Annotated in this window: 17 protein-coding genes and 1 pseudogene; 8 read left to right on the plus strand and 10 right to left on the minus strand. The window is 75.4% G+C overall.

Annotated elements, in window-relative coordinates; all coding sequences use genetic code 11:
• Positions 1–4 precede the first annotated feature (4 nt).
• From AB0Q99_RS14090 to AB0Q99_RS14100, 3 genes are all read right to left on the minus strand, one after another.
• Positions 5–5,533, minus strand: a complete 5,529-nt coding sequence (locus tag AB0Q99_RS14090) for an amino acid adenylation domain-containing protein (RefSeq protein ID WP_363571367.1) — start codon at positions 5,531–5,533, stop codon at positions 5–7.
• Positions 5,533–8,553 (minus strand): amino acid adenylation domain-containing protein, encoded by a 3,021-nt coding sequence (locus AB0Q99_RS14095; protein WP_363571369.1) that lies wholly within the window; start codon positions 8,551–8,553, stop codon positions 5,533–5,535. Before AB0Q99_RS14095 ends, AB0Q99_RS14090 begins: the two co-directional genes overlap by 1 nt.
• Before the next feature lie 74 nt (positions 8,554–8,627).
• Positions 8,628–11,741 (minus strand): AMP-binding protein, encoded by a 3,114-nt coding sequence (locus AB0Q99_RS14100; protein ID WP_363571371.1) that lies wholly within the window; start codon positions 11,739–11,741, stop codon positions 8,628–8,630.
• A 216-nt stretch (positions 11,742–11,957) separates the two neighbouring features.
• On the opposite strand from AB0Q99_RS14100, the gene AB0Q99_RS14105 reads away from it, so the two are divergent.
• Positions 11,958–12,935, plus strand: a complete 978-nt coding sequence (locus AB0Q99_RS14105; protein ID WP_363571373.1) for a hypothetical protein — start codon at positions 11,958–11,960, stop codon at positions 12,933–12,935.
• A 75-nt stretch (positions 12,936–13,010) separates the two neighbouring features.
• On the opposite strand, the pseudogene AB0Q99_RS14110 reads toward AB0Q99_RS14105, so the two are convergent.
• From AB0Q99_RS14110 to AB0Q99_RS14120, 3 genes and pseudogenes are all read right to left on the minus strand, one after another.
• A pseudogene (locus AB0Q99_RS14110) lies at positions 13,011–13,097 on the minus strand (DNA-binding response regulator); the annotation flags it as partial.
• Between the two features lie 132 nt (positions 13,098–13,229).
• Entirely contained in the window at positions 13,230–13,805 is a 576-nt protein-coding gene (locus AB0Q99_RS14115) for a TrmH family RNA methyltransferase (protein ID WP_363571375.1), read from the minus strand.
• Positions 13,802–14,446, minus strand: a complete 645-nt coding sequence (locus AB0Q99_RS14120) for a methyltransferase (protein ID WP_363571377.1) — start codon at positions 14,444–14,446, stop codon at positions 13,802–13,804. Before AB0Q99_RS14120 ends, AB0Q99_RS14115 begins: the two co-directional genes overlap by 4 nt.
• A gap of 318 nt (positions 14,447–14,764) precedes the next feature.
• Between AB0Q99_RS14120 and AB0Q99_RS14125 the strand changes: the two genes are divergently transcribed.
• The gene (locus tag AB0Q99_RS14125) at positions 14,765–14,971 is read left to right on the plus strand and encodes a hypothetical protein (RefSeq protein ID WP_363571379.1); all 207 of its coding nucleotides are present in this window, start codon (positions 14,765–14,767) and stop codon (positions 14,969–14,971) included.
• Positions 14,972–15,026: 55 nt separating this feature from the next.
• Here AB0Q99_RS14125 and AB0Q99_RS14130 read toward each other — a convergent pair whose 3' ends face one another.
• Positions 15,027–17,726, minus strand: coding sequence for a lysylphosphatidylglycerol synthase domain-containing protein (locus AB0Q99_RS14130; RefSeq protein ID WP_363571380.1), 2,700 nt, complete (start codon positions 17,724–17,726; stop codon positions 15,027–15,029).
• Between the two features lie 303 nt (positions 17,727–18,029).
• On the opposite strand from AB0Q99_RS14130, the gene AB0Q99_RS14135 reads away from it, so the two are divergent.
• The 4 genes from AB0Q99_RS14135 to AB0Q99_RS14150 all read left to right on the plus strand — a co-directional run bounded on the left by AB0Q99_RS14135 (position 18,030) and on the right by AB0Q99_RS14150 (position 21,181).
• Positions 18,030–18,296, plus strand: a complete 267-nt coding sequence (locus AB0Q99_RS14135; protein ID WP_363571382.1) for a UBP-type zinc finger domain-containing protein — start codon at positions 18,030–18,032, stop codon at positions 18,294–18,296.
• Positions 18,297–18,435: 139 nt separating this feature from the next.
• Positions 18,436–18,708: a hypothetical protein gene (locus AB0Q99_RS14140; RefSeq protein ID WP_363571384.1), complete on the plus strand. Its 273-nt coding sequence runs from the start codon at positions 18,436–18,438 to the stop codon at positions 18,706–18,708.
• Between the two features lie 515 nt (positions 18,709–19,223).
• On the plus strand, positions 19,224–20,246 hold the full coding sequence (locus tag AB0Q99_RS14145; protein ID WP_363571386.1) for a sigma-70 family RNA polymerase sigma factor: 1,023 nt from the start codon (positions 19,224–19,226) through the stop codon (positions 20,244–20,246).
• 443 nt (positions 20,247–20,689) lie between these two features.
• Positions 20,690–21,181 carry an NUDIX hydrolase gene (locus AB0Q99_RS14150; RefSeq protein ID WP_363571388.1) on the plus strand — a complete coding sequence of 164 codons (492 nt, stop codon included), beginning with the start codon at positions 20,690–20,692 and terminating at the stop codon, positions 21,179–21,181.
• Positions 21,182–21,234: 53 nt separating this feature from the next.
• Here the strand turns inward: AB0Q99_RS14150 and AB0Q99_RS14155 are convergent, their stop codons facing one another.
• From AB0Q99_RS14155 to AB0Q99_RS14165, 3 genes are all read right to left on the minus strand, one after another.
• Entirely contained in the window at positions 21,235–21,993 is a 759-nt protein-coding gene (locus AB0Q99_RS14155) for a Clp protease N-terminal domain-containing protein (RefSeq protein ID WP_363571389.1), read from the minus strand.
• 77 nt (positions 21,994–22,070) lie between these two features.
• Positions 22,071–22,814, minus strand: a complete 744-nt coding sequence (locus tag AB0Q99_RS14160; protein WP_363571391.1) for a tyrosine-protein phosphatase — start codon at positions 22,812–22,814, stop codon at positions 22,071–22,073.
• Between the two features lie 114 nt (positions 22,815–22,928).
• Positions 22,929–23,663, minus strand: a complete 735-nt coding sequence (locus AB0Q99_RS14165) for a VC0807 family protein (RefSeq protein ID WP_363571393.1) — start codon at positions 23,661–23,663, stop codon at positions 22,929–22,931.
• 633 nt (positions 23,664–24,296) lie between these two features.
• On the opposite strand from AB0Q99_RS14165, the gene AB0Q99_RS14170 reads away from it, so the two are divergent.
• Both AB0Q99_RS14170 and AB0Q99_RS14175 read left to right on the plus strand, forming a co-directional pair.
• On the plus strand, positions 24,297–25,130 hold the full coding sequence (locus AB0Q99_RS14170; protein WP_363571673.1) for an RNA polymerase sigma factor: 834 nt from the start codon (positions 24,297–24,299) through the stop codon (positions 25,128–25,130).
• On the plus strand, positions 25,127–26,200 hold the full coding sequence (locus tag AB0Q99_RS14175) for a hypothetical protein (protein ID WP_363571395.1): 1,074 nt from the start codon (positions 25,127–25,129) through the stop codon (positions 26,198–26,200). Before AB0Q99_RS14170 ends, AB0Q99_RS14175 begins: the two co-directional genes overlap by 4 nt.
• The last annotated feature ends 365 nt before the right edge of the window (positions 26,201–26,565 follow it).

Raw genomic sequence — 26,565 nt, forward strand, 5'->3', positions numbered from 1 at the left:
CGCTTCAGCGTCGGGCGGAGTGCAGTTCGTCGAGTCCGACGAGGTCGTCGGCTTGGGCGTCGGGGACCTCGGTGTCGAAGCGGCCCAGGGTGCGGGACCTCAGGGCGACGAGGCCCAGAGCGACGATGGCGGCGCCGAGCAGGACATAGAGGAAGCCGATGCCGCGGCCGGCTCCGGTGCCGAGGACGGCGCCGACCGTGTCGGCGAGGCCGCCGCCGGGGGCGAGGAGCGGTTCGAGGGCGGCGGTTCCGAGGGGGGCTATCAGCAGGTAGCCGATCGGCAGGGTCGACCAGGCGGCGAGTTGGTTGAGTGCCATCACCCGACCGTGGAAGCGCTGCGCCACCTTGACCTGAACGATCGTCAGGTAGATCCCGTTGACCAGTGAGAGGGCGACCGACAGCCCGAAGATGCCGAGGCAGGTGAGGAGCAGGTCGGGCCTCAGCCCCGCGAGGGCGGCGAACAGGCCGAGCGCCGGGGTCGCCAGGAGCATGCCGCGCATGCGGCGGTGCCGGGGGCCGCCCCAGACGCTCATCGCGGTGCCGCCCGCGACCGCGCCGAGTCCGCCGGCCAGGGAGACCGCGGTGACCGATCCGAGTGTCGAGTAGCCGAGCACGAGCGGCGGCACGAGTTGGAAGAGCACGGGGAGGAAGAGGTTGAGCACGGCGAAGAAGAGCAGCATCGACCGGAAGCCCCTGGTCGCGCTCACCAGACGCAGTCCGGCGAGCAGTTCCCGGCCGACGGTCTCCCGGCGGCGGGCGGGCAGTCGGCCGGGGAACCGCACGACGAGCAGCACCGTGACGGCCAGGGCGTAGCTGACGACGTCGATGGCCAGTACGCCGCCGATGCCGAGGGCGGCGGTGAGGCCGACCGCGGCCAGGGGGGCGACGACCTGGGCGATGCCGCCGGAGACCTGGAGCATGCCGTTGGCGTGGCCGAGGTAGCGCTTGGGGACGAGTTGCGGGACGGCGCTCTGGAAGCCGAGCCGCTGGCCGGTCAGCGCCACGGACAGCACCGCGATCAGGACGCCGACGTGCCACGGTCGTAGAGCGCCCGTGGCGGCGAGGGCGACCAGGGCGGCCTCCGCGAGTCCGCAGACCGAGGCCGAGGCGAGCAGGACCTTGCGCCGGTCGGCTCGGTCCACCAGGTCTCCGGCGAAGGGGGCGGCGATCAGGCCGGGCACGATGCCGAGGACCGCGAACAGGCCGAACCGGCCGAGCGATCCGGTCTGCAGGTAGATCCACAGGGGCAGAGCGAACTCGGTCAGGGCGGAGCCGGTCTGGGAGACGAGTTGCGAGGTCGCCACCGCGAGGAAGCGGCGCAGGTCGCCCCGGGTGTCGGCGGTGTCGGCGGCCGGGGCCGCGCGGTGGGTACCGTCCAGCCACCAGCCGGCGCCGCGGCGCCTGCGGTCCTCGCCCAGGTGCTCCTCCTCCCCGCGCGCGACCGCCTCGTGGGTGCCGGTGACGATGTCGGCGAGTTCCGCCGCCCGGTGCTTGAGGAAGTAGTGGCCTGCCCGGTCGAGGACGGCCACGGCGGTGGTGGGGCCGACGAAGCCCCACTCGCGGTGCCGTTCGCGGTGGAACTCGGTGCTCGGGTCGGCCGACCCGATCACGGACACCACCGGTGCGGTGACGCCGATCGGGCCGGCGGCGAGGCGTTCGGTGAAGTACGCCTCGGCGGCCCGGGAGTCCTCCCGGATGTTGTGCACGAGGAGGGTGAGCTGTTCGGGCTCCAGGCCTTCGAGGTCGGCGCCCATGGCCCGCAGCCAGTTGAGGTGGAGTCGTCCGCTGCGGCGGCGGTCGAGGGCGGAGAAGCGGGACAGCAGGCCGAGGAGTCCTTCGGTGGGGCGCGCGAACGGGAAGATGCCGCCGAGGTAGACGCCGACGAGCGGCAGGGCGTCGGCCTCCATCAGGCGGGCGACCTCCACGGCCAGGGCACCGCCGACGCCGCAGTGCCCGTAGACGGCGACGGGACCGTGCACCGTCTCCTTGATCTCCTCGACGCACAGCCGGGCCACCTCGGCGAGCGGTAGCGACTCCTCGGCCAGGGCCAGGTCGTGTCCGGGTACGGCCACGGCGTGCAGCGCGACGTCGGGCGGGAGGTGGTCGGCCAGCGGCTGGTAGACCACGGCGCTGCCGCCGCCGTAGGGAAGGCACACCAGGGTCAGCCGGTTCCCGGCGGGCGGCGCGGGCGGGGTGAGGCGGTGGAGCAGTCGGCGCGGGCCGTGCTCCTCGCGGGGCCGGGCGGCCAGGGCGGCCATGGCGGCCAGGGTGCGTTCCCGGAAGACGTCCATCAGGGTGAGCGGCGTGGCGTCCGGCAGGCGTCGGCGGACGGCGGCGACCATCCGGATCGCGAGCAGGGAGTGGCCGCCGAGGTCGAAGAAGTCGTCGTCGGCGCCGACCTGTTCGAGGTCGAGCAGGTCGGCCCAGACCTGGGCGAACGCCTCCTCGGCGGGGGTGGCCGGGGCGCGGTGGGCGGCGGTGGATCCGGACTCGGCGGCGGGGTCGGGCAGTGCCCTGCGGTCGACCTTGCCGTGTGCCTGGCGGGGCAGGGTGTCGAGCCACACGAAGCGGCTGGGGACGAGGTAGTCGGGGAGCCGCTCGGCGAGTTCGGCGCGTAGCTGCGCGGCGGGTGGGTGTTCGGCGCCGTCGGCCGCGACCAGGTAGCCGATCAGGGAGAGGCCGCCGGCCGGTCCGCGGGCGTCCGCCACGGCCTGGGACACGCCGGGCAGGTGGGCGAGGTGGGCCTCCACCTCGCCGAGTTCGACCCGGTAGCCCCTGATCTTGACCTGCTGGTCGCCGCGGCCGAGGTAATCGACGGTGCCGTCGACGCGCTGGCGGGCCAGGTCGCCGCTGCGGTACATCCGGGCGGTGGTCCGGCCGGGCGGGGCGAACGGGTCGGGGCGGAAGCGCTCGGCGGTCAGTTCGGGCTGCCCGAGGTACCCGCGGGCCAACCGGTCGCCGCCGATCCAGAGTTCGCCGGTCGCCCCGAGCGGCACCGGTCGCAGGTGACGGTCCAGGACGTAGATCCGGGCGCCGGGCAGCGGGCGTCCGATCGGGGTGGTCGGCGAGTCCGGGGCGCGGCCGGGGTCCACCAGGTGGGTGGTGACGCCGACCGTGGTCTCGGTGGGGCCGTAGTGGTTGACCACCCGGCAGCCGCGGGTGGCGCCGAGTCGGGCGAGATCCGCGGCCCACTCCCAGCCGGAGGCTTCGCCGCCGAGGATGAGCAGCTTCCGGGGCAGCAGTTCACTGGGGTCGTCGACCTCGGCGGTCAGCGCCTGCAGGTGGGAGGGGGTCAGTTTCACGCAGTCGATGCGCTGTTCGGCGAGGGCCGCGGCCAGTTCGCGTCCGCCGGTCCGGGCGGGCAGCAGGTGCAGGGTGCCACCGGTGGTGAGGGCCAGGTAGAGCGTGGTGAGACCGAAGTCGAAGGCCAGGGACTGTAGCAGGGCGTAGCGGGCGCCGTCCTCCAGGCCGGCTTCGGCGAAGCGCGCGCGCACCCCGGCCAGGTAGGTGAGGACCTGCCGGTGCTGGACGGCGACGCCCTTGGGGCGGCCGGTGGAGCCGGAGGTGTAGATCACGTACGCGAGGTGGTCGGGGCCGGCTTCGTGGCCGGGTGGGGTGGCGGGGGCGCGGTCGACGCGGTCGCGGTCGGTGTCGAGGCACAGGAGCGGGCTGCCGGCCCGTTCCACCAGGTGGCGGTGGGTGCTGACGGTGACCACGACGGCGGGCCGGGAGTCGGTGAGCATGTGGCCCAGGCGTTCACGGGGCTGCTCGGGGTCGAGCGGGACGTAGGCGGCGCCGGCCCGGAGCACGCCGAGCAGGGCGGCGGCCTGGTCGAGGCCCTGGTCCAGGCAGACGCCGACCAGGGTGTCGGGGCCCGCGCCGTGCGCGCGGAGCAGGTGGGCGATCCGGTTGGCCCGCCGGTCGAGTTCGGCGTAGCCGAGGGCTTGGCCGTCGTGGACCAGAGCCGTCGCGTCGGGGGTGAGTGCGCTGCGGTCGGCGACGGCGCGGTCGAGGGTGTCGGCGACGGGCCGTGCCGCCCCGGTGGCGTTCCACTCATGGAGTTGGCGCCGGGTCTCCTGGTCGCTCAGCAGCTGGAGCCGTTCGACGGGCAGTTCGGGGTCGGCGGCGGCCGCGAGCAGGGCGTTCTCGAAGTGTCCGGCGAGTCGGCCGATGGTGGCGTCGTCCCACAGGTCGGTGCGGTAGGTGATGAACCCGTCCAGTCCTTCGGGGGTCTCGGTGCAGTACAGCCCGAGGTCCAGGTGCACTCCGCTGCCCGTGAACGGGAAGGTCCGCCAGTCCGGCCCCTGAGCACGGGGAGTGACGGCACGGTGGTTCTGCAGGGCGAAGGAGACCTGGAACAGCGGTGGCCGGGAGAGGTCCCGGGGCAGGTCGAGCCGTTCCACGATGCGTTCCAGCGGGGTGTCCTGGTGCGCCTGGGCGTGCAGGGCGGTGGCGCGGACGCGGCCGAGCAGAGTCCGGAAGTCCGGTGTGCCGTCGGGATCGACGCCGTCGGGAGCCGACAGGTCCGCGCGGATCGGCAGGACGGTGGAGAAGAGGCCGATCAGGTCCTCGATCTGCTCGGAGGGGCGGCCGGCGAACGGGCTGCCGACGGCGAAGTCCCGTTGTCCGCTCCAGCGGTGCAGCACGACCTGGAAGGCCGCGAGCAGGGTCATGTAGAGCGTGGCGCCGCCCGCCGCGGCCAGCGTGTGGGCGGCGGCCCGGGCCTCGTCGGAGAGCCGGAACAGGTGGGTGGAGCCGTCGTGTCCCGCGACGGCGGGGCGCGGCCGGTCGGTGGGCAGGTCCAGCGGTGGGACGGTGTGCAGGCGCGCGGCCCAGTCGGCGGCCGCGGCGTCGGCCCGGGGGGTTTCCTGCCGCTCTCGCTGCCACCGGGCGAAGTCGCCGTAGCCCACGGCCGGTTCGGGCAGGGCCGGTCGTCCGGCGAGGACGTCCTGGTAGCCCGTCAGGAGTTCGTCGACGAGCAGTCCGCCCGACCAGCCGTCGCCCACCAGGTGGTGCTGGCAGAGCGCGAGGACGTGGTCCTGTGGTGCCAGGCGGAGGAGCAGGGCGCGCAGCAGCGGGCCGCGGGCGACGTCGAAGGGTCGGGCCGCTTCGGTCTCGACGGCTTCGCGGGCGGCGGCCTCGCGGGCCTCGGCCGGGAGGTGGGTGAGGTCCCTGGTCTCCCAGGGCACGGAGAAGTCCTCGGCGGGAGCGATGCGGACGGTGGGCAGGCCGGACTCGTCCTCGGGGAAGGACGAGCGGAGCGGTTCGTGCCGGGCGGCCACCCGGCGCAGGGCTTCGGCCAGTGCGTCGGGGGCGAGGTGGCCGCTGATCCGGCCCGCCGTCGGCAGGACGTAGGCGGCGGTGCCGGGCGAGAGCTGCTCCACGAACCACAGCCGCTCCTGGGCGAAGGACAGCGGGGGCCGTTCGCCCGCGGGGCGGGCGGCGATCGCGGCGGCCGCGGCGGCGGCCCGGCGTTCGGCCAGCCGGGTCGCCAGCACGTCCCGGCGGGTCGGCGTCTGGTCGAGGGTGTCCATCAGGAGGGCTCCTCTCCGAGGATCTCGGCCTCTACGGCGGCGGCCAGCGCGGCGACCGTGGGGCCGTCGAAGAACGCGTCGAGCGGTACGTCGACGCCGAGGCGACTGCGCAGCCGGGCGGCGACCTGGGTGACGGACAGCGAGTGCGCGCCGAGTTCGAACACGTCGTCGTGCAGGCCGATCGACGGGATCCCGAGGACCTCGCACCAGATCGCCGCGACCTCCTGCGCGAGTTCGTCGTCCTCCTCCCCGGCCGGTTCGCCGGTGGCCGCGGGGAGGGGTGCGGGCAGGGCCCGCCGGTCGGTCTTGCCGTTCGGGGTCAGCGGCAGCTCGGTCAGCGGGTGGACCACTTGAGGGATCATCGCCTCGGGGAGCAGGCGCCGCAGGAAGGCGCGGAGCTCGCCCTGGTCGGGGGGCGTGGCGTCCGGCCGCCAGACCGGGTAGGCGACCAGGGTCTGTCCGCCGGGGGCGTCAGCGGTGCCGTGCACGGCGACGGCGGCGGCGGTGACCGCGGGGTGTTCCAGCAGTCTGGCCTCGATCTCGCCGAGTTCCATCCGGTGGCCGCGCAGCTTCACCTGGTCGTCGAGGCGGCCGAGGCACTCCAGCTCGCCGGTGCTGTCGATCCTGGCGAGGTCGCCGGTCAGGTAGCAGCGGCCGGCGCCGGGTATGTCGACGAACCGGGCCGCGGTCAGGTCGTCGCGGTTGCGGTACCCGTGGGCGACCCCGGCTCCGCCGATGGCGAGTTCGCCGACCACGCCGTGCGGCAGCGGCCGGTTCCCCGGGCCGACGACCAGGGCGTGGGTGCCCGCGATCGGGCGTCCGACGGTGATGCGGGCGGGGTCCCGCGGGATCCGGGCGCAGGTCGACCAGATCGTCGTCTCGGTGGGGCCGTAGACGTTGCGGAGGGTGCCGACCCTGGTCCGGAGCCGCACCGCCAGTGGCAGGGGCAGCTGTTCGCCGCCGCACAGCGCGTCCAGGTGGGGCGCGTCCAGGCCGGAGTCCAGCAGCATCCGCCAGCCCGAGGGGGTGGCCTGGACGGTGGTCACGGCGTGCCGGGCGATCAGCTCGTCGAGCGCCCGGCCGTCGCGGACCTGTGCGTCGTCGGCGAGCACGACCCGGCCGCCGGTGACCAGGGGCAGGAACAGTTCGAGTGCGGAGATGTCGAAGGACAGCGAGGTGACGGCCAGCCAGACGTCGCGGGGGCCGGCGGAGAGTTCCGCTCGGAAGGCCAGCAGCAGCTGGGCGAGGGCGCGGTGCGGAACCGAGACGCCCTTGGGCAGGCCGGTCGAGCCGGAGGTGTAGATCAGGTAGGCGCTGTCGTCGGGGTCCGCCTCGGGCAGCGGCGGGCCGGCCTCGGGAGCGGTGTCGAGCACGTCGTCGAGGAGCATCGAACGCCCGTCTCCGGGCAGGCGGTCGGCGCTGCGGGAGGTGACGAGCGCCAGCCGGGCGCCCGCGTCGGCGAGGACGAACTCCAGGCGGTCGGCCGGGTAGGACGGGTCGAGCGGCAGGTAGGACGCTCCGGCCAGGGACGTGCCCAGCACCGCGACCAGCATCTCGGCGGAGCGTTCGGCGCACACGGCGACCACGTCGCCGCCGGCGACTCCGGCACCGACCAGCCGCTGTGCCAGGCCCGCGGCCGCTGAGAAGAGCTCCCGGTGGGTGAAGGAGCGTGCGCCGTCGACGAGGGCGACGCGGTCGCCGTGCTCGGCGACCGCCGCGCGCAGCAGGGCGGGCAGGGTGGTGGGCGCGGACGCCTCCGGGCCGACGAGCGGTCCGGCCCCGGCGGGGGCGAGGTCGGCCAGCGGCAGGTCCGGTGCGGCGGCGACGGCCGCCAGCAGGGCGCGCAGGTGCTCGGCCAGTCGAGCGGCATCGCCGGGCCGGATGGCCTCGTGCTGGTGCATCAGCTGCACCGTGAGGCGGTCGGGTCCGTGGACGGCGTGGATGCGCAGGGCTCCCCGCGCGGTGCCGGGGAAGACCGCCCAGTCGGTCCGGGAGTCGAGGCGGGGGAAGGCGACGGGGGCGATCCGGCGCCGGTAGGTGAAGGAGACCGGGGCCAGCGCGACGCCCGGTCGCAGGCCTGGCAGGGCCCGGGCCAGCGGCACCTCGCGGTGCGGGTAGAGGTCGCGCAGCGCGGTCCGCACCTCCCGGGCGTAGGCGCCGAACGGCTGCTGCGGGTCGGGCTGCGTGGTGAACGGCAGCTCGTTGACGTAGGCGCCGATCGTGCCGCGTTGTTCGGGGGTGCGGGTGCCGAGATCGAGGGCGAGGGCGGGGCGCGGGTTGCCGTGGTTCAGCAGCAGGGTGTGCAGGGCGGCGACCAGGAGTTCGTAGAGGGTGACGCCCGACTTCTCCGCGGTGAGTTCGAGTTCGGCGACCAGCGGGCCGTCGAGGTCGAACACCTCGGACCGGCCGGGGCCGACGGCCGGCACGGTGCCGAGCAGGCCCGGCAACAGCACCTCGGGTTCGGGCAGGGCACGGCCGCTCCAGTAGGCGGTGGCCCGGGCGAGCCGCTCGGGGGCGGTCTCGCGGTCCGGTGCCGCGGCGGGCGGCGGCGGGGGCGCCTCGCCGTGTCCCGCCCGGTGGGCGTAGCAGCGGGCCAGGTCCGAGAGCAGCAGGTCGGTGGAGGTGCCGTCGAAGACCAGGTGGTGCGCGACGACCACCAGGGTCGCGCGATCGGCTGCGGTGCGCAGCAGTTCGAAGCGGACGAGGGGGCCGCGCGCGAGGTCGAAGGGGGCCGCGCAGACGGCCCGGAGCTCCGTCTCCAGCGCGTCGTCGGCCACGGTCCGGATCACCAGGGCGGCGGGCGGGCCGGTGCGCACGACCGGTGTCCCGTCCGCCTCCTCCTCGACGACCTGGCACAGGGCGGGGTGACGGTCGACGAGGTCGGCGCAGGCCCTGGCGAGCGCTGCCTCGTCGAGCGGGCCGTCGAAGTGGACGGTGAACGGCATGTGGTGCACGGAGGCGAGCGGTGCGAGCCGTTCGTTGACCCAGATGCCCTGCTGGGCGGGGCTGGGAGCGGTCATGGGGGTTCTCCTGTGGGGGAGGGCGGTGCGGCGGGGGACCGCACCGCGGGCGTCGGTTGCGCGGGGCGGTCGGTTCAGTGGAGGGCTGCTGCGACGGCGTCGGTGAAGTCCGTGGCGAGGGCGGCGATGTCGGCGGGGTCGAAGGCGAGCGCGTTGAACTGGAGCCAGCAGGCGAGGCCGCCGTCAGGCTGTTCGACCACGGTCAGTTCGGGTACGCCGTGGTCGCCGCCGGGCATGGGCCACGGCACGGTGCTGCCGCGCGGCAGGTCCCGCGGTTCGCAGGCCAGGCCGGGCAGGTGAGCGGGGGCGGCCCAGTTCTCGTAGCGGAACCAGGCCGCGAAGGGAACGGCCGGACTGAACTCGGCGAACGGGTAGAGCTGGTGGTCGAGCGCGGCGGTCGCGGCGAGCCGGACGCGCTCCACCTGTTCGGCGAAGCCGGGGGACCCGGCGCAATCCACCCGCAGCAGCAGGGACTGGACGAAGCAGCCGACCACCCGCTCGGCCTCGGGGTGGGTGCGGCCGGGGACGGGGGTCATCATGACCAGGTCCTCGGCGCCGCTTCGGCGGGCGAGCACCGAGGTCCACAGCGCGGCGACCACCATGAACGGGGTGGCCCGCAGCTCGGCGGCGAGCCGCCGCAGTCCGTCGGCCTGCGCGGTGGGTATCCGGAACGGGTGGCCCCGGGTGAGCACCCGCTCCACCGCACGGCGGCCGGGGAACGGCGTCACCGATGCGGGGGCGTCCGCCAGCGCGCGGCCGAAGTGCGTTCGCGCGGCGGGCCAGCGGTCGACCGCCCAGCTGGCCAACTCCCGGTAGCCGAGGACCGGTTCGGGGAGCCGGACGGGCCGTCCGCGGCGGATCGCGCTGTAGGCGAGGGCGATCTCGTGCAGCAGGACGCCCATCGACCATCCGTCCACCACCATGTGGTGCACCGCCAGCAGCACGACGTGGTCCTGCCGGTCACGGGAGACCACCAGCAGCCGGGTGAGCGGGTCGGTGGCCAGGTCGGTGAGCCGGTCCCGTTCGGTGATCAGCACGGCGTCGACGTCCGCGTCGTTCGCGCCGGGCAGCTCCGTGTGGACGGTGCGGACCCGGGCCCGCGGGTCCTCGACGAGCCGGACGGTGCCGGGTTCCCCGGGGGCGGGGACGAACCGGGAGCGCAGGGCGGGGTGCCGGTCGGCCACCGCCCGTACGGCCTCGGCCAAGGCGGGCGCGTCGAGGTCGTCGGTGACGCGGAACAGCGCGGTGACCGAGCCGGCGTCCCGGCCGGGCGCCTCCGCCATCCAGCGCAGGAAGTTCTCCTGCTGCGCGGTGAGCGGGAGGTCGTGCGGCTGTGCCCGCAGGGACGCCAGGAACGGGCTGACGGTCTCCGTTCCGGCGGGCGCGGCCTCCGGCGCGGAGTTCGCGGTCCGGGCGGATTCGATCCATCCGGCCTGGGCGCGCAGCGACGGGTTCTCGAAGATCACCCCGGCGCCGACGGGGAGGTCGAACTCCTCGGACAGGGCGGCGGCGAGCTGGACAGCCCGGAACGAGTCCCCGCCCACGGCGAAGAACTCCTCGGCCACGTCCCGCACGTCGTGGTTGATGACGCGCTTCCACGCTGTGGCGATGCACAGCTCGGTGGCGGTGCCGGGTCGCCGGTCAGCGGCCGCCGGGGCGGCGGGGGCGTCGAAGAGCGGCCGGAGGCGGTGCTTGACCACCTTGCCCGTGGCGTTGCGTGGCAGGTCCTCGGCCAGCAGGATCCGAAGCGGTATCTCCGGTCGGCTCAGCCGCCGGGCGAGGAAGACCCGCAGGGCGTCCAGGTCCACGCCCCCGGCCCCGGGGACGACCACGGCCACGGGCGCCGACCCCATCACCGGGTGCGGCACGCCGAGCGCCGCGGCGTCGGCGACCTGCGGGTGCTCGTGCAGGGCGTCCTCGATCCGCAGCGTGGAGACCTTCAGGGCACCGGATTTGATGATGTCGCTCTCGCGGTCGGCGAGGTACAGGTAGCCGTCCGCGTCCAGGCTCCCCAGGTCGCCCATCCGCACCCAGCCGTCGCGGAAGGCCTTCGCGGAGGCGGCCGCGTCCCCGATGTAGCTGCGGGCCGGGCCGGGCTGGCGCAGCCACACCTCGCCGGTCTGCCCGGGGGCGGCCGGAGTTCCGTCCTCGGCGAGGATCCGCAGGTCGGCCGGGTCGGCGGGCCGACCCAGCGAGCCGGGGCGGGAAGGGTCGACGACGGTCGACACCTGGGCGGGCACGGCTTCGGCGGAGGTGTAGACGTTCACCAGGGTGGTGGTCGGCAGGGCGGCGGCGAGGGCGGTCGCGATCGTCGGTGGCAGGGCGGCGGCCGAGGAGCTCAGCAGCCGCAGGCACGACAGGTCCCGGCGGGCGAGCACGCCCGAGTTGAGGAGTTCGACGGCCATCGACGGGACCAGGAAGGCGGTGCCGACACGGAGGGTCTCGACTGTCTCGGCGAACTCTTCGGCGTCGAAGCGCGGCAGGACGACCGTGGTGGGCGCCCCGGTGAGGGCGCCGATCAGCATCATCTGGCCGGCGTTCGTCCCGATCGGGAAGGCGTGCACGGCGTGCTTGGAGTGGGCGTAGGGCCGAGGCCTCGGGGTGAGGCTGCACCCGCTGGTCAGGTTGGCGTGGCTGGCCAGCACGCCCTTGGCCGCGCCAGTCGTGCCGGAGGTGCCGATCACCTGGGCGGGGTCGTGGGGCGCGGGCCGGGTGGGGAGCGGGGCCGCGGGGTCGGCAGCGGCCGCGGCCCGGTCGAGGGTGAGGTCGTCGAACCCCGGCAGCGGCGCGCTGCCCTCCGCCCGCAGGACCAGCCCGACCCCGCACAGTTCCGCCAGGGCGAGGGCCTCCGCGTCGGCGAGGTCCTCGCGCATCGGGACGGCCGTGGCGCACGCGTAGTGGACGGCCAGACAGGCCACGGCGTACCGGTCCCACTGCCGGTTGGGGAACCGCAGGGCGACGCGGTCGCCGGGACGGACCCCGGCGGCGAGGAGGCCGCCAGCCGCGGTGCGGGCCTGCTCGGACCACTGCCGGTAGGTGACGGCGGAGCCGTCGCGCACCGTGACGGCAACGGAGTCGGGGTGCAGCCGGGCCCTCGCCTCCAGGAGATCGAGGACGGTGAGGGCACTGGTCGACGGTCTGATGGCGGGCTCCTGGGGATGACGAAGGGCCCGTTGCTGCAAGGGCACTTCGGGCGGCAGCACAAGGATGGAGATCGTTCGGGTGATTAAATATGGTCTGGACCAATGCCCGATGCGAGAGGAATGTAGGGCCTCAATGTCGCGCTTATGTCGCACCGTCACCAAGCCTTCCTGAGGGAGGCAGCTGGGTCCGAATTACGGACGGACGGGGCGAACAGGCCGCGCCCGGTGGGGCGCGCCCCATGGGTGGGGAGGATCATGGCGATGGCTTCACGATCTCGCCGCGCGGAAGCGGCGACGCTCGCGGCCGGCAGCCATCTCGCGGCGCTGCTGACCACGCGGCTCGAGTACCGGTCGGTGTGGCTCCGGTTCGTGGACCGCAGCGTGCCCGGCCGGCTGCACCAGGCCGCGGTTGCCCGGGTCCTGGCGAAATGGCTGTGGTCCCAGGGCGAGGTGCCCGACGACCGCGACACGGCCCGGGCCCTGCGCGACCGGGTGTCCCGCGCCCTGCGCGGCGAGTCGCTCTCCGCCGACACCCTGCAGCTGTTCGCCAGCGCCTTCCGGATGCGGGCGGACGACGAGGAGGAGCTCTGGCGGCGCTTCGGCCGCAGGGCAGGCACGGGCACGGGTGCGGGTGCGGGTGCGGGTGCGACGGAAGGGAGCCGCCCCGCCGCCCGCGCAGTCCCCTCCCCCAGGGCGGCCCCCCGGGCCGCGGAAGCCTCGGACCCCTTCCCGGGCCCCGATCGCCGGGAAGGCCGCCGACGCCGGGGGGACTCCTGCCCCGACCACCATGAGCTGTGCCGACAACTCGAAGGGGTGCGGGAAGAGAACCGGGCCCTGCGCAAGGAACTCGAACAACTGCGGTCGACCGGCAACGGAGTCATCCCCGGCCCGACACCCGCGGAGCGCCGCCCCGACCCCGGCCACGAACAGCGGGGAGAACCGCACGCGCCCCCGCCACCACGACCGTTCGACCGGGCGACCTCTCACATGCCCGTCAACCCGCCCGCCCGGCCGATCGGCACATCCCGCACCCCGGGGGACCTGCGGAGTGCAGGTGGGGAGGCGGCTGCGCGGGCGGAGCTGATCCACGCGGACGGCTTCACGGGTGCCGGTTGTGGAGTGCCCACCTGCCACGTGTTGGCCGCACCGGTAGCCTCAATGCGGCCATGTGCGGCCGGTGTGCTGCCGGTGTGCGGCCGGACGCCTCTGGACGAGGTGACATCGGGTGTCGGACCTTGACGAGCTGCACGTACTCAGATCAGGCACAACGGCATCACGGAGCACGGCACGGAACCAGCCGTCACGAACGCTCCCGGCGAGCAGTTCGCGGGCGTAGAGGGACTCGACGCACTGGGAGAGCAGCAGGACGGGGAGGCCCGGGGTGGTGCGAGGGGCGGCAAGGCCGGCGGGCCGCCGGCACTTCGCACGGGCGCCGTCCGCACATGTGCCGTTCGGCAGAGATGCGCGGGGGTTTCCGAGCGGAAACGCCGGGAGGGGGTGCCTTTCGGCACCCCCTCCCGGCGTTCACCCGCTTCAGTCCTCGTCGCCGCCGAGGTCGTTCCCCAGGTCGCCGTCCGGGGTGCCGCTGATCGCGTACCCCTGCCGGCGCGCCTCGTAGCAGGCCACCGTCGCGGCCGCCGACACGTTCAGCGAGCCGACCCGGCCCAGCTGCGGCACGAACACCACCTGGTCGCAGAGCGCCAGCGCCTCGGGCGTGATCCCGCGGTCCTCGTGCCCGAGCACGAACGCCACCGCCGGGGTCAGCTCGGCGGCGAACATCGGCACCGCCTCGTCCGCCAGCTCCAGGCCGACCACCTTGAAGCCGTCCGCCTTCGCCGCCGCCACCGCCTCGGCGATGGTCGGGAAGTGCTCCACCTTCAGGTACTTGTCGGTGCCCATCGCGGCCTTCTGCGCGCCGGACGAGCGCACCGACGGGGTGTCCCCGGCCAGGTACAGCTTCTCGGCGCCCATCGCCGCACCGGTCCGGACCACCGAGCCGACGTTGAACGGCGACTGCAGGTTCTCCAGGATCATCGCGAGCCGGAACTCGTTGCTGCGCCGCCACGAGCGGTGCAGACGCTTCAGTTCGGTCCCGCGCAGCTGCTTCACGACGTCGTACCTCGTCCATTCTCCGAGCCCTCGCCCACCTCGGGACGGGGCCGCGCTTCCAGAATCCGGAACCCGTTGACCGACGTGACCCGGGTCGTCGGGTAGCCCTGGTCGTTCAGCCACTTCTGCAGCGAGTCCGAGCCCAGGTGCTTCTGCACCACCAGGAACGCCGAACCGTCCGGGGTCAGCCGGCCGAGCCAGTGCGTCAGCAGGCGGCGCAGTGCCGCCTTGCCGATCCGGATCGGCGGGTTGGAGTAGATCGTCGCGAACCGGACGTCCTCCGGGACGTCGTCGGGCAGCGCCGCCTGGACGTTGCCCAGTCCCAGCGCCCCGGCGTTCAGCCGCACCAGCTCCAGGGCGCGCTCGTTGACGTCCACCGCCCAGACCGGCAGGCGCTTGCGCCGGGTCGCCCAGGTGAGCGCGATCGGGCCGTAGCCGCAGCCGACGTCCAGGATCGGGCCGCGCACCCGCGGCTGGGGGGCGTTCTCCAGCAGGATCCGGGTGCCCGGGTCGAGCCGGTCACGGGAGAACACCCCGGCGTCGGTGGTCAGTTCCAGGGTCAGGTCCGGCAGGGAGACCGTGATCGGCCGGCGGTCGCTGGCGACCTCGGGTGCACCGGTGAAGTAGTGCGAGCCGGACATGATTTCCCCGTCGTTCGTATGGGCCTCGGGGCCACCGGGTGGGTGTGGGTAAGCCCTTGTACGGCACCGATCGTACCCCCGGCGGCCTGGGCGGCGTTCCGCGCGGGCCACCGGCCGGTGCCGCGTGCGGTGCCCCGCCCGGCGGGTCGTCGGCCGCGCGTTCCACGGGGCGGGTCGAGGGGTCGGGCCGGGCGGCCCGGGGCTTCCGGCAACACGCCGGGGCGACCCGGGCGCTTCGCGTCCGGGCGGCGGGCGGCGGATACTGCCAGTACCGCCACCCGGGCCCGTGGGAGCCTCCGAACAGTGAGGACGGACGCCATGCCGCAGGATCACGAGGAATACCTGATCGACGAGACCGCCGAGACCGTCGAGTCCGACGAGGAGGCGTCCGGGGCCGACGAACACGACGAGTACGACGAGGTCGCCGAGCGTCGCGCCCTCGGCGCCGACCCGGCCACCGACGTCGCCGACGTCGCGGAACAGTCCAGGGTCGTCCAGCTCGACGAGGACGAGTACCGGGAGTGAGCCGGCCCGCGCGCCGGTCCGCTCAGCTGACGGCTGACGGCTGACGGCTGACGGCTCACAGCGCGCGGCGGCGCTGCAGCCAGGCCATCGCCGCCCAGCCCGGCAGCACCGGCAGGATCAGCGTCAGCAGCCGGTACAGCGTCACCGCCGCCAACGCGCCGCCCTTCTCCATCGACGCGGTCTGCTGCAGCAGCGTGATCAGCGCCCCGTCCACCGCGCCGGCCCCGCCCGGGGTCGGCGCCGCGCTGCCCGCCGCGTTGCCCACCAGGAACACCACCGCGACCGAGGCGAAGGACGGCTCCCGGCCGATCGCCCGGGCACAGCAGTACAGGCAGGAGATCAGGCAGATCGACACCATCAGCTGCCCGGTCACCCCGACCGCCAGCCGGGTCGGGCTGCGCAGCAGGTCCAGCAGCCGGGGCAGCACCTCGGTGGTCAACGGCCGCAGCCGGGCCGCCAGCCAGCGCCGGGCCACCGGGATCGCCCAGACCACCGCCAGCAGCGCCGCCGCCCCCGCCAGCCCACCCACCACGGCGGGCAGCGCGTCCAGCTCCGAGCCGCCCGGCTGCAGGTCCAGCAGGTAGACGAAGGCCCCCAGCTGCAGCAGGTGCAGCACCAGTCCGATCATCGTCCCCACGCCGACGCTGGACAGCGCCTGCGCCGTCGGGACCCCGGCCCGCTGCAGCAGGCGGGTGTTCAGCGCGACCCCGCCGACCCCGCCGGGCGACACCAGCTTCACGAAGGACCCGGCCACCTGCGCCAGCACCGCGTTGCGGAAGTCCAGCCGCTCCGGCACGAAGCCGACGAAGCCCATCGCCGCCGCCACGTGGCTCGCCGCCGCCGCGGCCAGTGCCAGCAGCAGCCACCACGGATCGGCGTCCGCCAGGGCGGAGACCGGGTTGTCCTCCGCCGCGAACAGCTGCGGGATCAGCAGCCACCCGGCCACCACCCCGCCCACCACGGCCAGCAGCGTCCGCGGCCGCACCCGCTCCAGCCGCACCGGGCGCCCCACCACCTGGGGCCGCGCCCGCAGCACCTCCGCCCGGATCTCCTCCAGCAGCCCGCCGGGTACGGGGGCGGGGTTGTCCTCGCTCGGGCTGTCGGGGGCGACGGTGGCGGGCCCGTCGGCGGCCCCGGTCCGGGGCGCGGGGACGGCGCCGGCCGGTGCGCCGGTGGGTCCCGGGTGGCGCTTGAGGGCGCGGCGGGTGGTGTGGGTGAGGGCGATGGGCTGGAGGAGGGGGAGGGCCGCGCCGACGGGATCGGGGCCGAGGACGGCGGTGGCGGTGCGGACGGAGCGGGCGGCGCCGGTGCGCAGGGCGAGGGTGGTGAGGAGCTGGGCGATGTCGCAGCGCAGGACGAGTTCGGTGGCGGCGATGTCGCCGTCGGCGAAGTCGACCAGGTGCACCGCACCCGAGTCGTCGACCAGCAGGGAGGAGGGGACGAGGGCGCGGTGGGCGATCTCGCTGCGCTGGAGCAGGGCGAGCTGGCCCCAGGCCGCGGTGAGCAGCCCGTCGGTGATCTCCTCGTCGGCGAGCTGGTCCAGGGTGCGGCCGGCCAGCCGCTCGTACGCGATGAGGGCGGTGTCCAGGCCGAGGCCGGCGGTGGCGGCGATGCCGCGGGTGCGGACGCCGGCGGCCAGCGCCGCGTAGGTGACCAGGGCCTCGTGCTCCAGCCCGGTGCGCGGGGAGCGCAGGACCCGGGGGTCGGGGGCGGTGCGCAGGCGCAGCCGGCGCCAGGCGCGCCGGACGGCGGCGGCGGTGACCGCCTGCCGGTCGAGGAGCTGGACGTCGAGGTCGGGGCGGTCGTCGGCCTGCCGGACCCGGTAGCGGTCGGGCCCGGTCGGGTGGGCCTCGACCGGGCGCAGGCCGCTCTCGCGCAGGGCGCGCAGGACCTCGCCGGGCAGGGGGCGGGGGTCGGGGGTGCCGACGGCGTACAGGGTGCCGTGGGCGCCGGTCCAGCCGATCAGCAGGCCGAGCAGCAGCGCGGTGGGGGTGGCGAAGCCGCCGGCCAGTCCGGCGAGGCCGTAGAGGGCGAGGACGGTCCAGGGCAGGCGGCGTTCGCGGCTGCCCGAGGCGGTCATGAAGGCGAGGACCGGGGCGAGGTAGCCGTAGACCGGTTCGGTGTGCCCGAGGACGTCGCCCGGCAGCGGCTGGGTGAGCGCGGTGAGCAGTGAGCTCGGGGCGAGGCCGTCGGCCCACAGGTCCGTGCCGAGGGTGGCGCCGTACGCGATGACGGCGGCGAGCAGCCCGTCGGAGACCTGCTGGAGGGCGCGGCGCCGGTCGGGTCCGAGCAGGCGGCGGACGGCGAGGCCGACCGGCAGCAGCAGGACGGCGGCGGTGGTCAGCCCACCGGCCAGGCCCGCCAGCGGCCGCGGCACCAGGGCGGCGGCCTCGGCGACGTCGGCGGCGATGCCGCCGGTGGTGGCGCGGGCGTAGTCGGCGAGCAGCAGGGTGAGGGCGATCGCGAACAGGCCGCCGAGCAGCCGGATCAGCGCGACGGGCTGCCGGAGCCGGCCGGTGGCGGGCGCCGGATGGGCCGGGGACCGGCCGGGGCCGGCCTGCCCGGGTGTGCCGACGGTGCCGTCGCCCGCGGTGCCGCTGCCCGCGGTGCCGCTGCCCGCGGTACGGACGTCCGCGGTACGGACGTCCGTCGAGCCGCGGCCCACCGCTCCCGCCACGCCGTCCCGTCGCGCGGACGCACCGCCGGTGTCGCCCCCGTCGGTGTCGCCGTTCGTTCTCCCCGTCACGATCGCCACGGATGGCATGCTCCCATGTCGTCCGCGGGCGCGGAGCGGAGACGCCGGAGGGCCCGCCGTAGGGGCGGCCGTGCCGCCGGTCGTGCCGCCGGTCACGCCTCCCGGGCGGGTCTCCCGGGCGGGTCTCCCGGGCGGGTCGGACGACCGGGTGGCCCGGGTTGACGTGCCGGGGCGGCCGACGCTGCGACTGATCAGGCCGACGGTGAGCGGCGGCGAGCGGGCCGGGGAGAGCGGAGGGTGGGCGGGCCGGGGAGAGCGGACGGTGGGCGGGCGGGACGGCCCGGGGCGGCTTAGCCTGCACTCATGAGTGCCTGCGAAGACCTCGCTCTGGCCCCTCAGGACATCGAGCCCCTCCCGCCCGCCGACGGCTGCGCCGACTGCCTGGCGCAGGGCCGCCGGGACTGGGTGCACCTGCGGATCTGCCTGGACTGCGGCCACATCGGCTGCTGCGACTTCTCGCCGCAGCGGCACGCCACCGCGCACTTCCACAACACCTCCCACCCGGTGATCCGCTCGTACGAGCCGGGGGAGGACTGGCGCTGGTGCTTCGTCCACGAGGTCATGGGCTGAGGCGGGTGCCCCGCTCGCGTCCCGCCCGGGCCCGCCCGGTGGCGCGGGCGCGCCGGCCGGATAAAATCCGGACATAACGCCCGCGCGGCCCCTCCGGTCGACATCCGTCCGGCCGGTGACCGCCGAAGGGAGGCCGACGATGACCAAGCGAACACCGGGCAGCACCGCCCAGCTCCGCCGAGGCACTCAGGAACTGCTGGAACGCCGCGGCATGGCGAACCCACCCACCCGGATCGCGCCGAAGCTGCGCACCGGCGCGATGTCCGCCACCGGCGCCGGGTACGGCACCGGCGAGGCGTTCCGCCACGGCGGACGCGACACGCCCGCCGCTGCCGCGCACGCCGCTCCGGCGATGCACACCGAGCTCAAGGGGCACCGGCACCGCGGCGCGGAGAAGCACTCCGCCCACTGAGCCGCCGCCCGACACGCAGCTCCCGTCGAGGGGCGGGCGCCGAAGCACCGGCGCCCGCCCCCGACGCGCGGTCAGGGGCGTTCTCGGGGTTCGTCTCGGGAATCGGGCCAGGGATCATCTCCGGGCCGGTTCGGGGGAGTTCCCGGATGCCGTCGCCGGTAGACCTCCCGAAGGCGATCTCCCGTCGGAGTCACCGCCGATCGGGCGGCTCGCCGGACAGCGGTCCGACTCCCGAACGGCACCGAGGTCCGGAGCGAGAACGGTGCTCGCCCCGGTCACAGCAGCGGCGTCCTCGCCACCCGCGACCTCTCCCGCACCGTGGTCGTCGGGCTCGACCCGACCGGCATCACCGGTCAGGAGTTCCCCACCCTGTGGAAGCCGGTGACCACCGGCTTCGGCTCCGGCCAGGTGTGCGGGACGCAGTGAGCCGAACGGCGGCGACGGGCCGGGCCGTCGGTGCTCTGCGCTAGGTTCGTCCCGTTCACCAGGGCACGGCAGGACGACGGGGGCGCACCATGGCCGACGCGATCACGCAGGAGCCGGTCGAGCTCCAACTGGAGCGGTACCGGACCGAACTCACCGGCTACTGCTACCGGATGCTCGGCTCGGTCTTCGAGGCCGAGGACGCGGTGCAGGAGACCATGGTCCGGGCCTGGCGCGGGCACCGGGGCTTCGAGGGCCGGGCCGCGCTGCGCTCCTGGCTGTACCGCATCGCCACCAACGTCTGCCTGGACGCGCTGAACGGCCGCAACGCCCGGGCCCGTCCGATGGACCTGGCGGGCCCGGTCACGGTCGCCGCGGCACACGACACCCAACTGCCGGAGGTGACCTGGATCGGCCCCGCCCCGGACGGCCGGGTGCTGCCCGAGACGGAGGACCCGGCCGAGGTGGCCGCCCAGCGCGAGTCGGTGAAGCTGGCCTTCGTGGCCGTGCTGCAGCGGCTCGCGCCCCGGCAGCGCGCGGTGCTGATCCTGCGCGAGGTGCTCGGCTGGAAGGCCGCCGAGGTGGCCGAACTCCTCGGCGTCACGGTGGCCTCGGTCAACAGCGCGCTGCAGCGCGCCCGCGCGGTGCTCGCCGCGGACGCCCGGCCCGCCCGGCCGGCCGCCCCCCTGGACGAGGACCACCGGGCGCTGCTGGAGCGCTACGTCCGCGCCTTCGAGGCCTACGACATGGACGGCCTGACCGCGCTGCTGCACGAGGACGTCACGCTCAACATGCCGCCGTTCGCGATGTGGCTGCAGGGGCAGGACGAGCTCCGGGCCTGGATGCTCGGCCCCGGGAGCGGCTGCCGCGGCTCCCGGCTGATCCCGGTGACGGCCAACGGCGGCCCGGCCTTCGCCCAGTACCGGCCGAGTCCGGCGGGCGGGCACGAGCCGTGGGCGCTGATCGTGCCGGAGGTGTCAGCGGGCCGGATCGCCGGGTTCACCAACTTCCTCGACACGGACGTGCTCTTCCCGCTGTTCGGCCTGCCGGCCCGGCTGGACGCCGGGCAGTCGGGCGGGGGCGGGTCGGGCCTCGGACGGCCGGACGCCGAGTAGCCCGTCCGGGGCGAGCGGATCGGCCGCGCCCGGCAGCAGCGCCGCGAGCCCGCTGAACGCGAGCAGGTCCCGCAGCGGGCCGCTCGTGTTCAGCAGCACCACGCCGATCCCGTGCCGGCCGGCGGCGAGCCGCAAGCGGGCGAGCGCGTCCACGACGGCCAGGTCGGGGGCGGTCAGTGCGCCCAGGTCGCAGGTCAGTACGGCCGTGCTCGGTGTGGTGCCGTCGGTGGCCCCGGTGGTGGCCCCGGTGGCGGTTCCCGTGGTGCTTCCGGTGGTGGTCGTCATACCGGTTGGACCGCCGCGACGGCGCCGACTCATCGCTGTGGCCCGGATCGGTGCTGATCGGATCGGTGTGGCCCGGATCGGCGCGGACCGGCCCGCCCCGAACTCCGGTGGCAGAGTGGGGGCGTCGAACCCATCCGCCCCACCCCAGGAGGAGCCCCGTGACGGCCGAGCCCTTGAAGTCCCGTGAGGAATGGCTGGCGTCCCTGCCCCGGATCTACGCGGCGGCGGGCTGCCTGCTGCGGGACGAGTCCGGCCGGGTCCTGATCGTGAAGGCCGGGTACCGCGAGCACTGGCAGTTCCCCGGAGGCACGATCGACCTCGGCGAGGGCCCGGTCGAGTGCGCCGTGCGGGAGCTGGAGGAGGAGACCGGCCTGGTCCGGGAGGCGGGCGAGCTGCTGGCCATCTCCTGGACCCACCCGTCGGGCGAACTCGACCACCCCGCCGAGCACTTCATGTTCGACTTCGGCACCGTCCCGGACGGCACCCCCGTGACCGTCCCGGCCGGCGAGCTGGACGCCCACCGGTGGGCGCCGGTCGAGGAGGCGCTGGAACTGCTCGGCCCGGCCCGTTCGGCCCGGCTGCGGGCGGCGCTGGAGGCGGCCGGGGACGGCCGGGTCCGGATCGTCACCACCCACGTCTCCGGCTTCTAGCGCGAAGTGCCTTGCCCCGGGCGGGAGTTCTGCCCGGAGTACGGCGCGGGTCCTCAGCCCTGCTGCCCGGACTCCGCGGTGCGGGCGGCGATGAGGGCGGCGATGGCCTCCGAGACGAAGGTCTCCGCCTCGGACTTGTCCACCTCCAGTGCGGTGAGGACGCCCCGGCGGTCGTCCTGCTCCAGCAGCGCGAGCAGGATGTGCTCGGTGCCGACGTAGTTGTGCCCGAGCTTGAGCGCCTCGCGGAAGGTCAGTTCCAGGGCCTTCTTGCTCCCGGCGTCGAAGGGGATCAGCGCGGGCAGCTCGTCGACGCCGGCCGGCAGGGCGGCGGCGGCCGCCGCCCGCAGGGCCTCCGGAGTGACGCCCTGGGCGGCGAGCGCCTTCATCCCGATGCCCTCGGGTTCGGCGAGCAGGCCGAGCAGCAGGTGCTCCGTGGTGATCTCGGCGTTGCCGGCCTTCCGGGCCTCCTCCTGCGAGGCCACCACGACGCTGCGGGCCCGGGGGGTGAACCGGCTGAACCCCTGGCTGGGGTCGAGGTCGGCCGGGGTGGCCGGGTCCTTGGGGACGAAGCGCTTCTGGGCGGCCTGCTTGCTGACGCCCATGCTGCGGCCGATGTCGGTCCAGGAGGCGCCGGAGCGCCGGGCCTGGTCGACGAAGTGGCCGATCAGGTGGTCGGCGAGTTCGCCGAGGTGGTCGGCGGCGATGACCGCGTCGGAGAGCTGGTCCAGCGCGTCGGGGTGGACCTGCTTGATCGCGGCGATCAGGTCGTCGAGGCGCAGCGGAGTGCTGGTGGGAACAACGGGATTCTCCATGCGTCAACCGTAGGTTGTCGACCCGAAGGTCGTCAACCATCGGTTGACGATTGTCGCGGAGGTTCCGCCGACCCGTCCTACGCGCCGGGCAGCAGCCGGTCGCGGACGGCGGCGATCCGGGCGGGCGTGACGCCGGCGGCGAGCAGGTAGCCGGCCGGGTCGAAGCCGTCGAGCGCGGCCTCCAGGGCGGCCTCGGCGGTGGTGCCGGCCTCGGCGAGCACCGTGTCGATGCGGTGGTACGGATCGGGCAGGCCCAGCATCCCGTACAGCGGACGCACGTTGGGGCCGCTCAGCAGGTAGTCCTCGACGATCGCGGCCCGGTCCACCCCGGCCAGGGCGAGCAGCAGCAGGGCGGCGAGGCCGGTGCGGTCACGGCCGGCGCCGCAGTGCACGACCACTCCGCCGGGGCGGGCGCCGGCGATCGCGTCGATCAGCGCGGCGGCGGCGTGCGGGCAGTGGTCCAGGTACGGGCGGAGCGCGAGCGGGGTGCCGTCCAGTCGGCCGTGGGCCTCCCACCAGGCGGGGCCGGCGAGTTCGTCCAGCGGGACGCGGACCAGGTCGATGCCCTCGGGGAGCGGGAGGAGTGGCTTGTACTCCTCGGCGTCGCGCAGGTCGATCACGGTGCGGACGCCGTGGTCGAGGAGGGCGTCCCAGCCCTCGGTGGTGAGGCGGTCCAGGTTGTCCGCCCGGACCAGTGTGCGGCGGGCGGTGAGCCGGCCGGAGGCGGTGGGCAGCCCGCCCAGGTCGCGGACGTTCAGGCAGCCGTCCCAGACGAGGGTGCGGTCCTCGATGGTGGTCAGCGCGTCCGTCGTCCGGTTCATGGGGCTCCCGTTTCCTCATCGGGGGTCCCGTTACCCCCTCGTTATGTAAGGACTCCCGGGAGATCCGGATGGTTCCTGGCTGTTCGAGTCCGCAGGTGCCGGTCGGGGTCGTGCTCAGGCGGCGGTCGGGGCCTCGGCCTCGGCGCTGACCAGCTTCTCCATCGGCTCGGTGGCGATCCGGCCGAGCAGCGCGCCGGCCGCGATCGCGCCGATCAGGAACACGGTGGACAGCCAGGCCATGGTCGAGACCGGCAGGGTGAAGGCGCCGACCACCCGGGCCACGCACTCGGCCAGCAGCGCGGTGCCCCAGATGCCCGAGAACAGGCGCTCGTGCCGGCGGAAGGACCGCGACGCGGCCGCCCGGCCCTCGGCCAGCCGCTGCCAGGCGGCGGCGCGGTCCCGCTTGCCCTCGGTGAGGAAGGGCATCAGCATCGGGCTCATCACCGGCCGGCCGATCAGCGCGGAGACCAGGATCGCCAGCGCCACGGTGCCGCTCAGCGCGCCGTCCTTGGCGATCATCAGCCGGGCGTCACCGGTGACGAAGGTCAGGGCCAGGCCCGCCAGGTTGACGGTCAGCATCAGCGCGGCCCAGAGGTTGAGCTTCCGCTCCTGCAGCAGGCCGACCACGGTGCGGACGGCCGGGAAGGCGCTGCTCCAGGCCAGGGCGGCGAACTCGCTCAGGCCGCAGGCCGAGTGCAGCAGGTAGTAGCCGGCCAGCGGGGCGGCCACGTCGAGGGCGAGCGGGCGGAGGCCGGAGAGCAGCGGGTTGGCGGCCTTGGCGGGGGCTGCGCCGTCGGTGGTGATCCGCACGGTGGCGGTGACGGCGGCGGCGCTGACGGTCTGGCTCACGGTGGGTTCCTCCCCGGCTGGTGGCCGCGGGCTGCTGCCCGCGTCGTGCCTCCAGTCTTTCCGTCCGACCCTCCGTCAGAGCAGTGCCGTCCGTTGCGGGATCCGCGTGACAGTTGTCATGGTGCGCGTCGTGACACCGCCTCCGACCTGCGGTTTCCCGGCCGCGCGCCGGGGAGGCCCGCGGTTCGCGGCCCGGGCTGCTCCGGCGGCGGACGGTGCCGGACCGCTCGTCCCCGGCGGGCAGGAAGCCCCGGGCGGCTCCGGCCGGGACGGTCCGGGCGCCGGCGTCGCCCCGGGGTCCGCCCCGGGGTCCGCCGCGCGGTCCTCGTGGCGTCCCCGTGGTCGGAGCCGTGGCGAACCGGGGCACGGTGGCGCCCCGGACTGCTTCGCTCACGGACGACGCAGGCGGGGAGGGCCCGCCCGGGCCGCGGCCGACCGGCGGCGGTGCCCGGGGCCTCCGCCCCGGGCGGGCCGGTCCTCCGACCGGCGCCGAGCCGTCGGCCCGAATGGCGCATCATGTGGCGGGTGCAGAGTGCAGAGCGCCCCGGAGCGGGCACCGGCAGCCTCGTCGGCCGGTCCGGACCAGTACCGACCACCGGCCCACCACCGGGACCGGCCCCCGCTGCCGCGGACCTGACCGAGGCGGTCCGCGCCGCGCAGGCCGGGGACGAGGAGGCCTTCCGGCTGCTGTTCCGGACCGTCCAGCCGGGCCTGCTGCGCTACCTGCGGGTGCTGGTCGGCGGCCGGCCGGAGGACGTCCAGGATGCCGAGGACATCGCCTCGGAGACCTGGCTGCAGATCGCCCGTGACCTGCGGGGCTTCTCCGGCGACGGGGACGGCTTCCGCGGCTGGGCGGCCACCGTCGCCCGACACCGGGCGCTCGACCACCTGCGTGCCCGCCGCCGCCGTCCGGTCGCCGACCTGCCCTTCGAGTACCTCGTCGAACTGGCGGCGGGGGACGACACCGCGGGCGCCGCGCTGACCACGGTCGGCACCGCCGACGCGCTGGCGCTGATCTCCCGGCTGCCGCGCGACCAGGCCGAGGCGGTGCTGCTGCGGGTGGTCATGGAGCTGGACGCGGAGAGCGCCGCCCGGGTGCTCGGCAAGCGGGCCGGCAGCGTCCGGATGGCCGCCCACCGGGGGCTGCGGCGGCTGGCCAAGCTGCTGGAGCAGCCCTTCGCGTCCGGGGGCGGGGTCCCGCCGGGGAGGACGGGCGGCATCCCGTCGGCGCGGCCGGGCGGGGCGACGGTCGAGCCGGCGGGCGGCTCCGCGGCGGACCGGTCGGCGGGGGACCGGCAGGCCGGGGGGAGCGCCGGGAGCACCGGGAGCACCGGAAGCACCGCAGGGAGGACCACCGGAAGGAGCGCGGGCAAGGACTCCGGGCAGCCCGCGGGGAAACCCGCGAGAAAAAGTTCTCCGCAGGGTGTGACAGAACGCCCGGCCGCGACGCTGAAGGACATGAGATGAGCACCAACCGATCCCGTCGGATCGACCGTGATGCCGCCGAGCAGCTGCTCGGCGGTGCCGTGGCCGCCCCGTCGGCCGGGCAGGAGGCCTCGCTCACCGGACCGGACGGCGGTCCCGGGCAGCTCGCCCGGGTGCTCGCCGCGGCCGCCGCTCCCGCGACGGCCGGTGAACTGGCCGGGGAGGAGGCCGCCCTGGCCGCGTTCCGGGAGGCGAGTCTCACCCCCGCACCCGTAGTGACCCCCGTCCGGAGACGACCGATGGCGACCGCCGCGCTGGCCAGGGCCTTCAGCACGAAGGCCGTTGCCGTCGTGCTCGGCGCCACCGCGCTGTGCGGGGTCGCGGTCGCCGCCGGCACCGGCACCCTGCCGTCCGCGCTGGGCGGCGGCCCGACCGAGCCGGAGCACGCGCTCGCGGCCCAGGGCGGCGCCTCCGGCACCTCGCCGGGCGCGTCGGCGGCCCGTTCCCCGGCCGCCGGTGCGCCGTTCGCCCCGGCGTCCGGCTCGGCCCGGCCGTCCGGCGGCACCTCCACCGGCCCGCAGACGGCCGCCCCGTCCGGCACCGCGACCCCCGGCAACCCGTCGGCCGAGGGCCGCGGTGACCATCCGGTCGCCTCGCCCGCGCTGCTCGGCCTCTGCCGCGTCTTCGGCGACCGGACGGCCAAGGGCGAGCGCCCGGGCAAACTGGCCACCGATCCGCTCTACGGCCCGCTGGTCACGGCGGCCGGGGGTGCGGACCGGGTCGCGGACTTCTGTGTCGAGGCGCTGGCCACCGGGGACGAGGACCGCCAGGGCACCACCGCGCAGCCGCGCGACCCCGCCCGGACCGGTGCCGCGCCGAGCACGGGCTCCGGCTCGGGCTCCGGTTTCGGCAAGGGAAACGCCGACGGCGGCAGGAACGGCGGGGGCGGCAACGCCGACGGCGGTGGCAGCAACGGCCAGGACACCGGCGGCAGCGGTACCAAGCCGGGGAAGACCGGAGTGCCGTTGCCGACCCCGCCGGCACCCACCGTGCCGGACGTCCGACCGAGCAAACCCGACCGCTCCGGGAACGACCAGTGGTCCGGACGGTGACCCCCTGAACTCCGGGTGGGCGGCGAGCGACTCCCCCCGGGCTCGCCGCCCACCCGGAACGAACCACCCGCACCACGCACCCGCTCCACCGAGCACCACCCGGTACCGCCCCGCAGTCGCTACCAGCAGGAAGCAGTACCACCCGAAGACTCCGGGTGGCCGGTCGGCTCCCCCGTGCCCACCGTCCACCCGGCCGGCCCCGGCCGGACCGGCAGGCGTTCCCCCGGACGCGTCGCCGGCCCGGCCGGTCCGGAACGTGCGGCCCGCCCTCCCGCAGTCAGGGCGGGCCGCACCCCCGCGCCGGCGGCCGGGGGACCGCTGCCCGGTCCCCCGACCGCCACCCTCCGCCCCCGGCCGGGTCGCAA

The organism is Kitasatospora sp. NPDC086791, assembly GCF_040685975.1.
Classification (GTDB): Bacteria; Actinomycetota; Actinomycetes; order Streptomycetales; family Streptomycetaceae; genus Kitasatospora.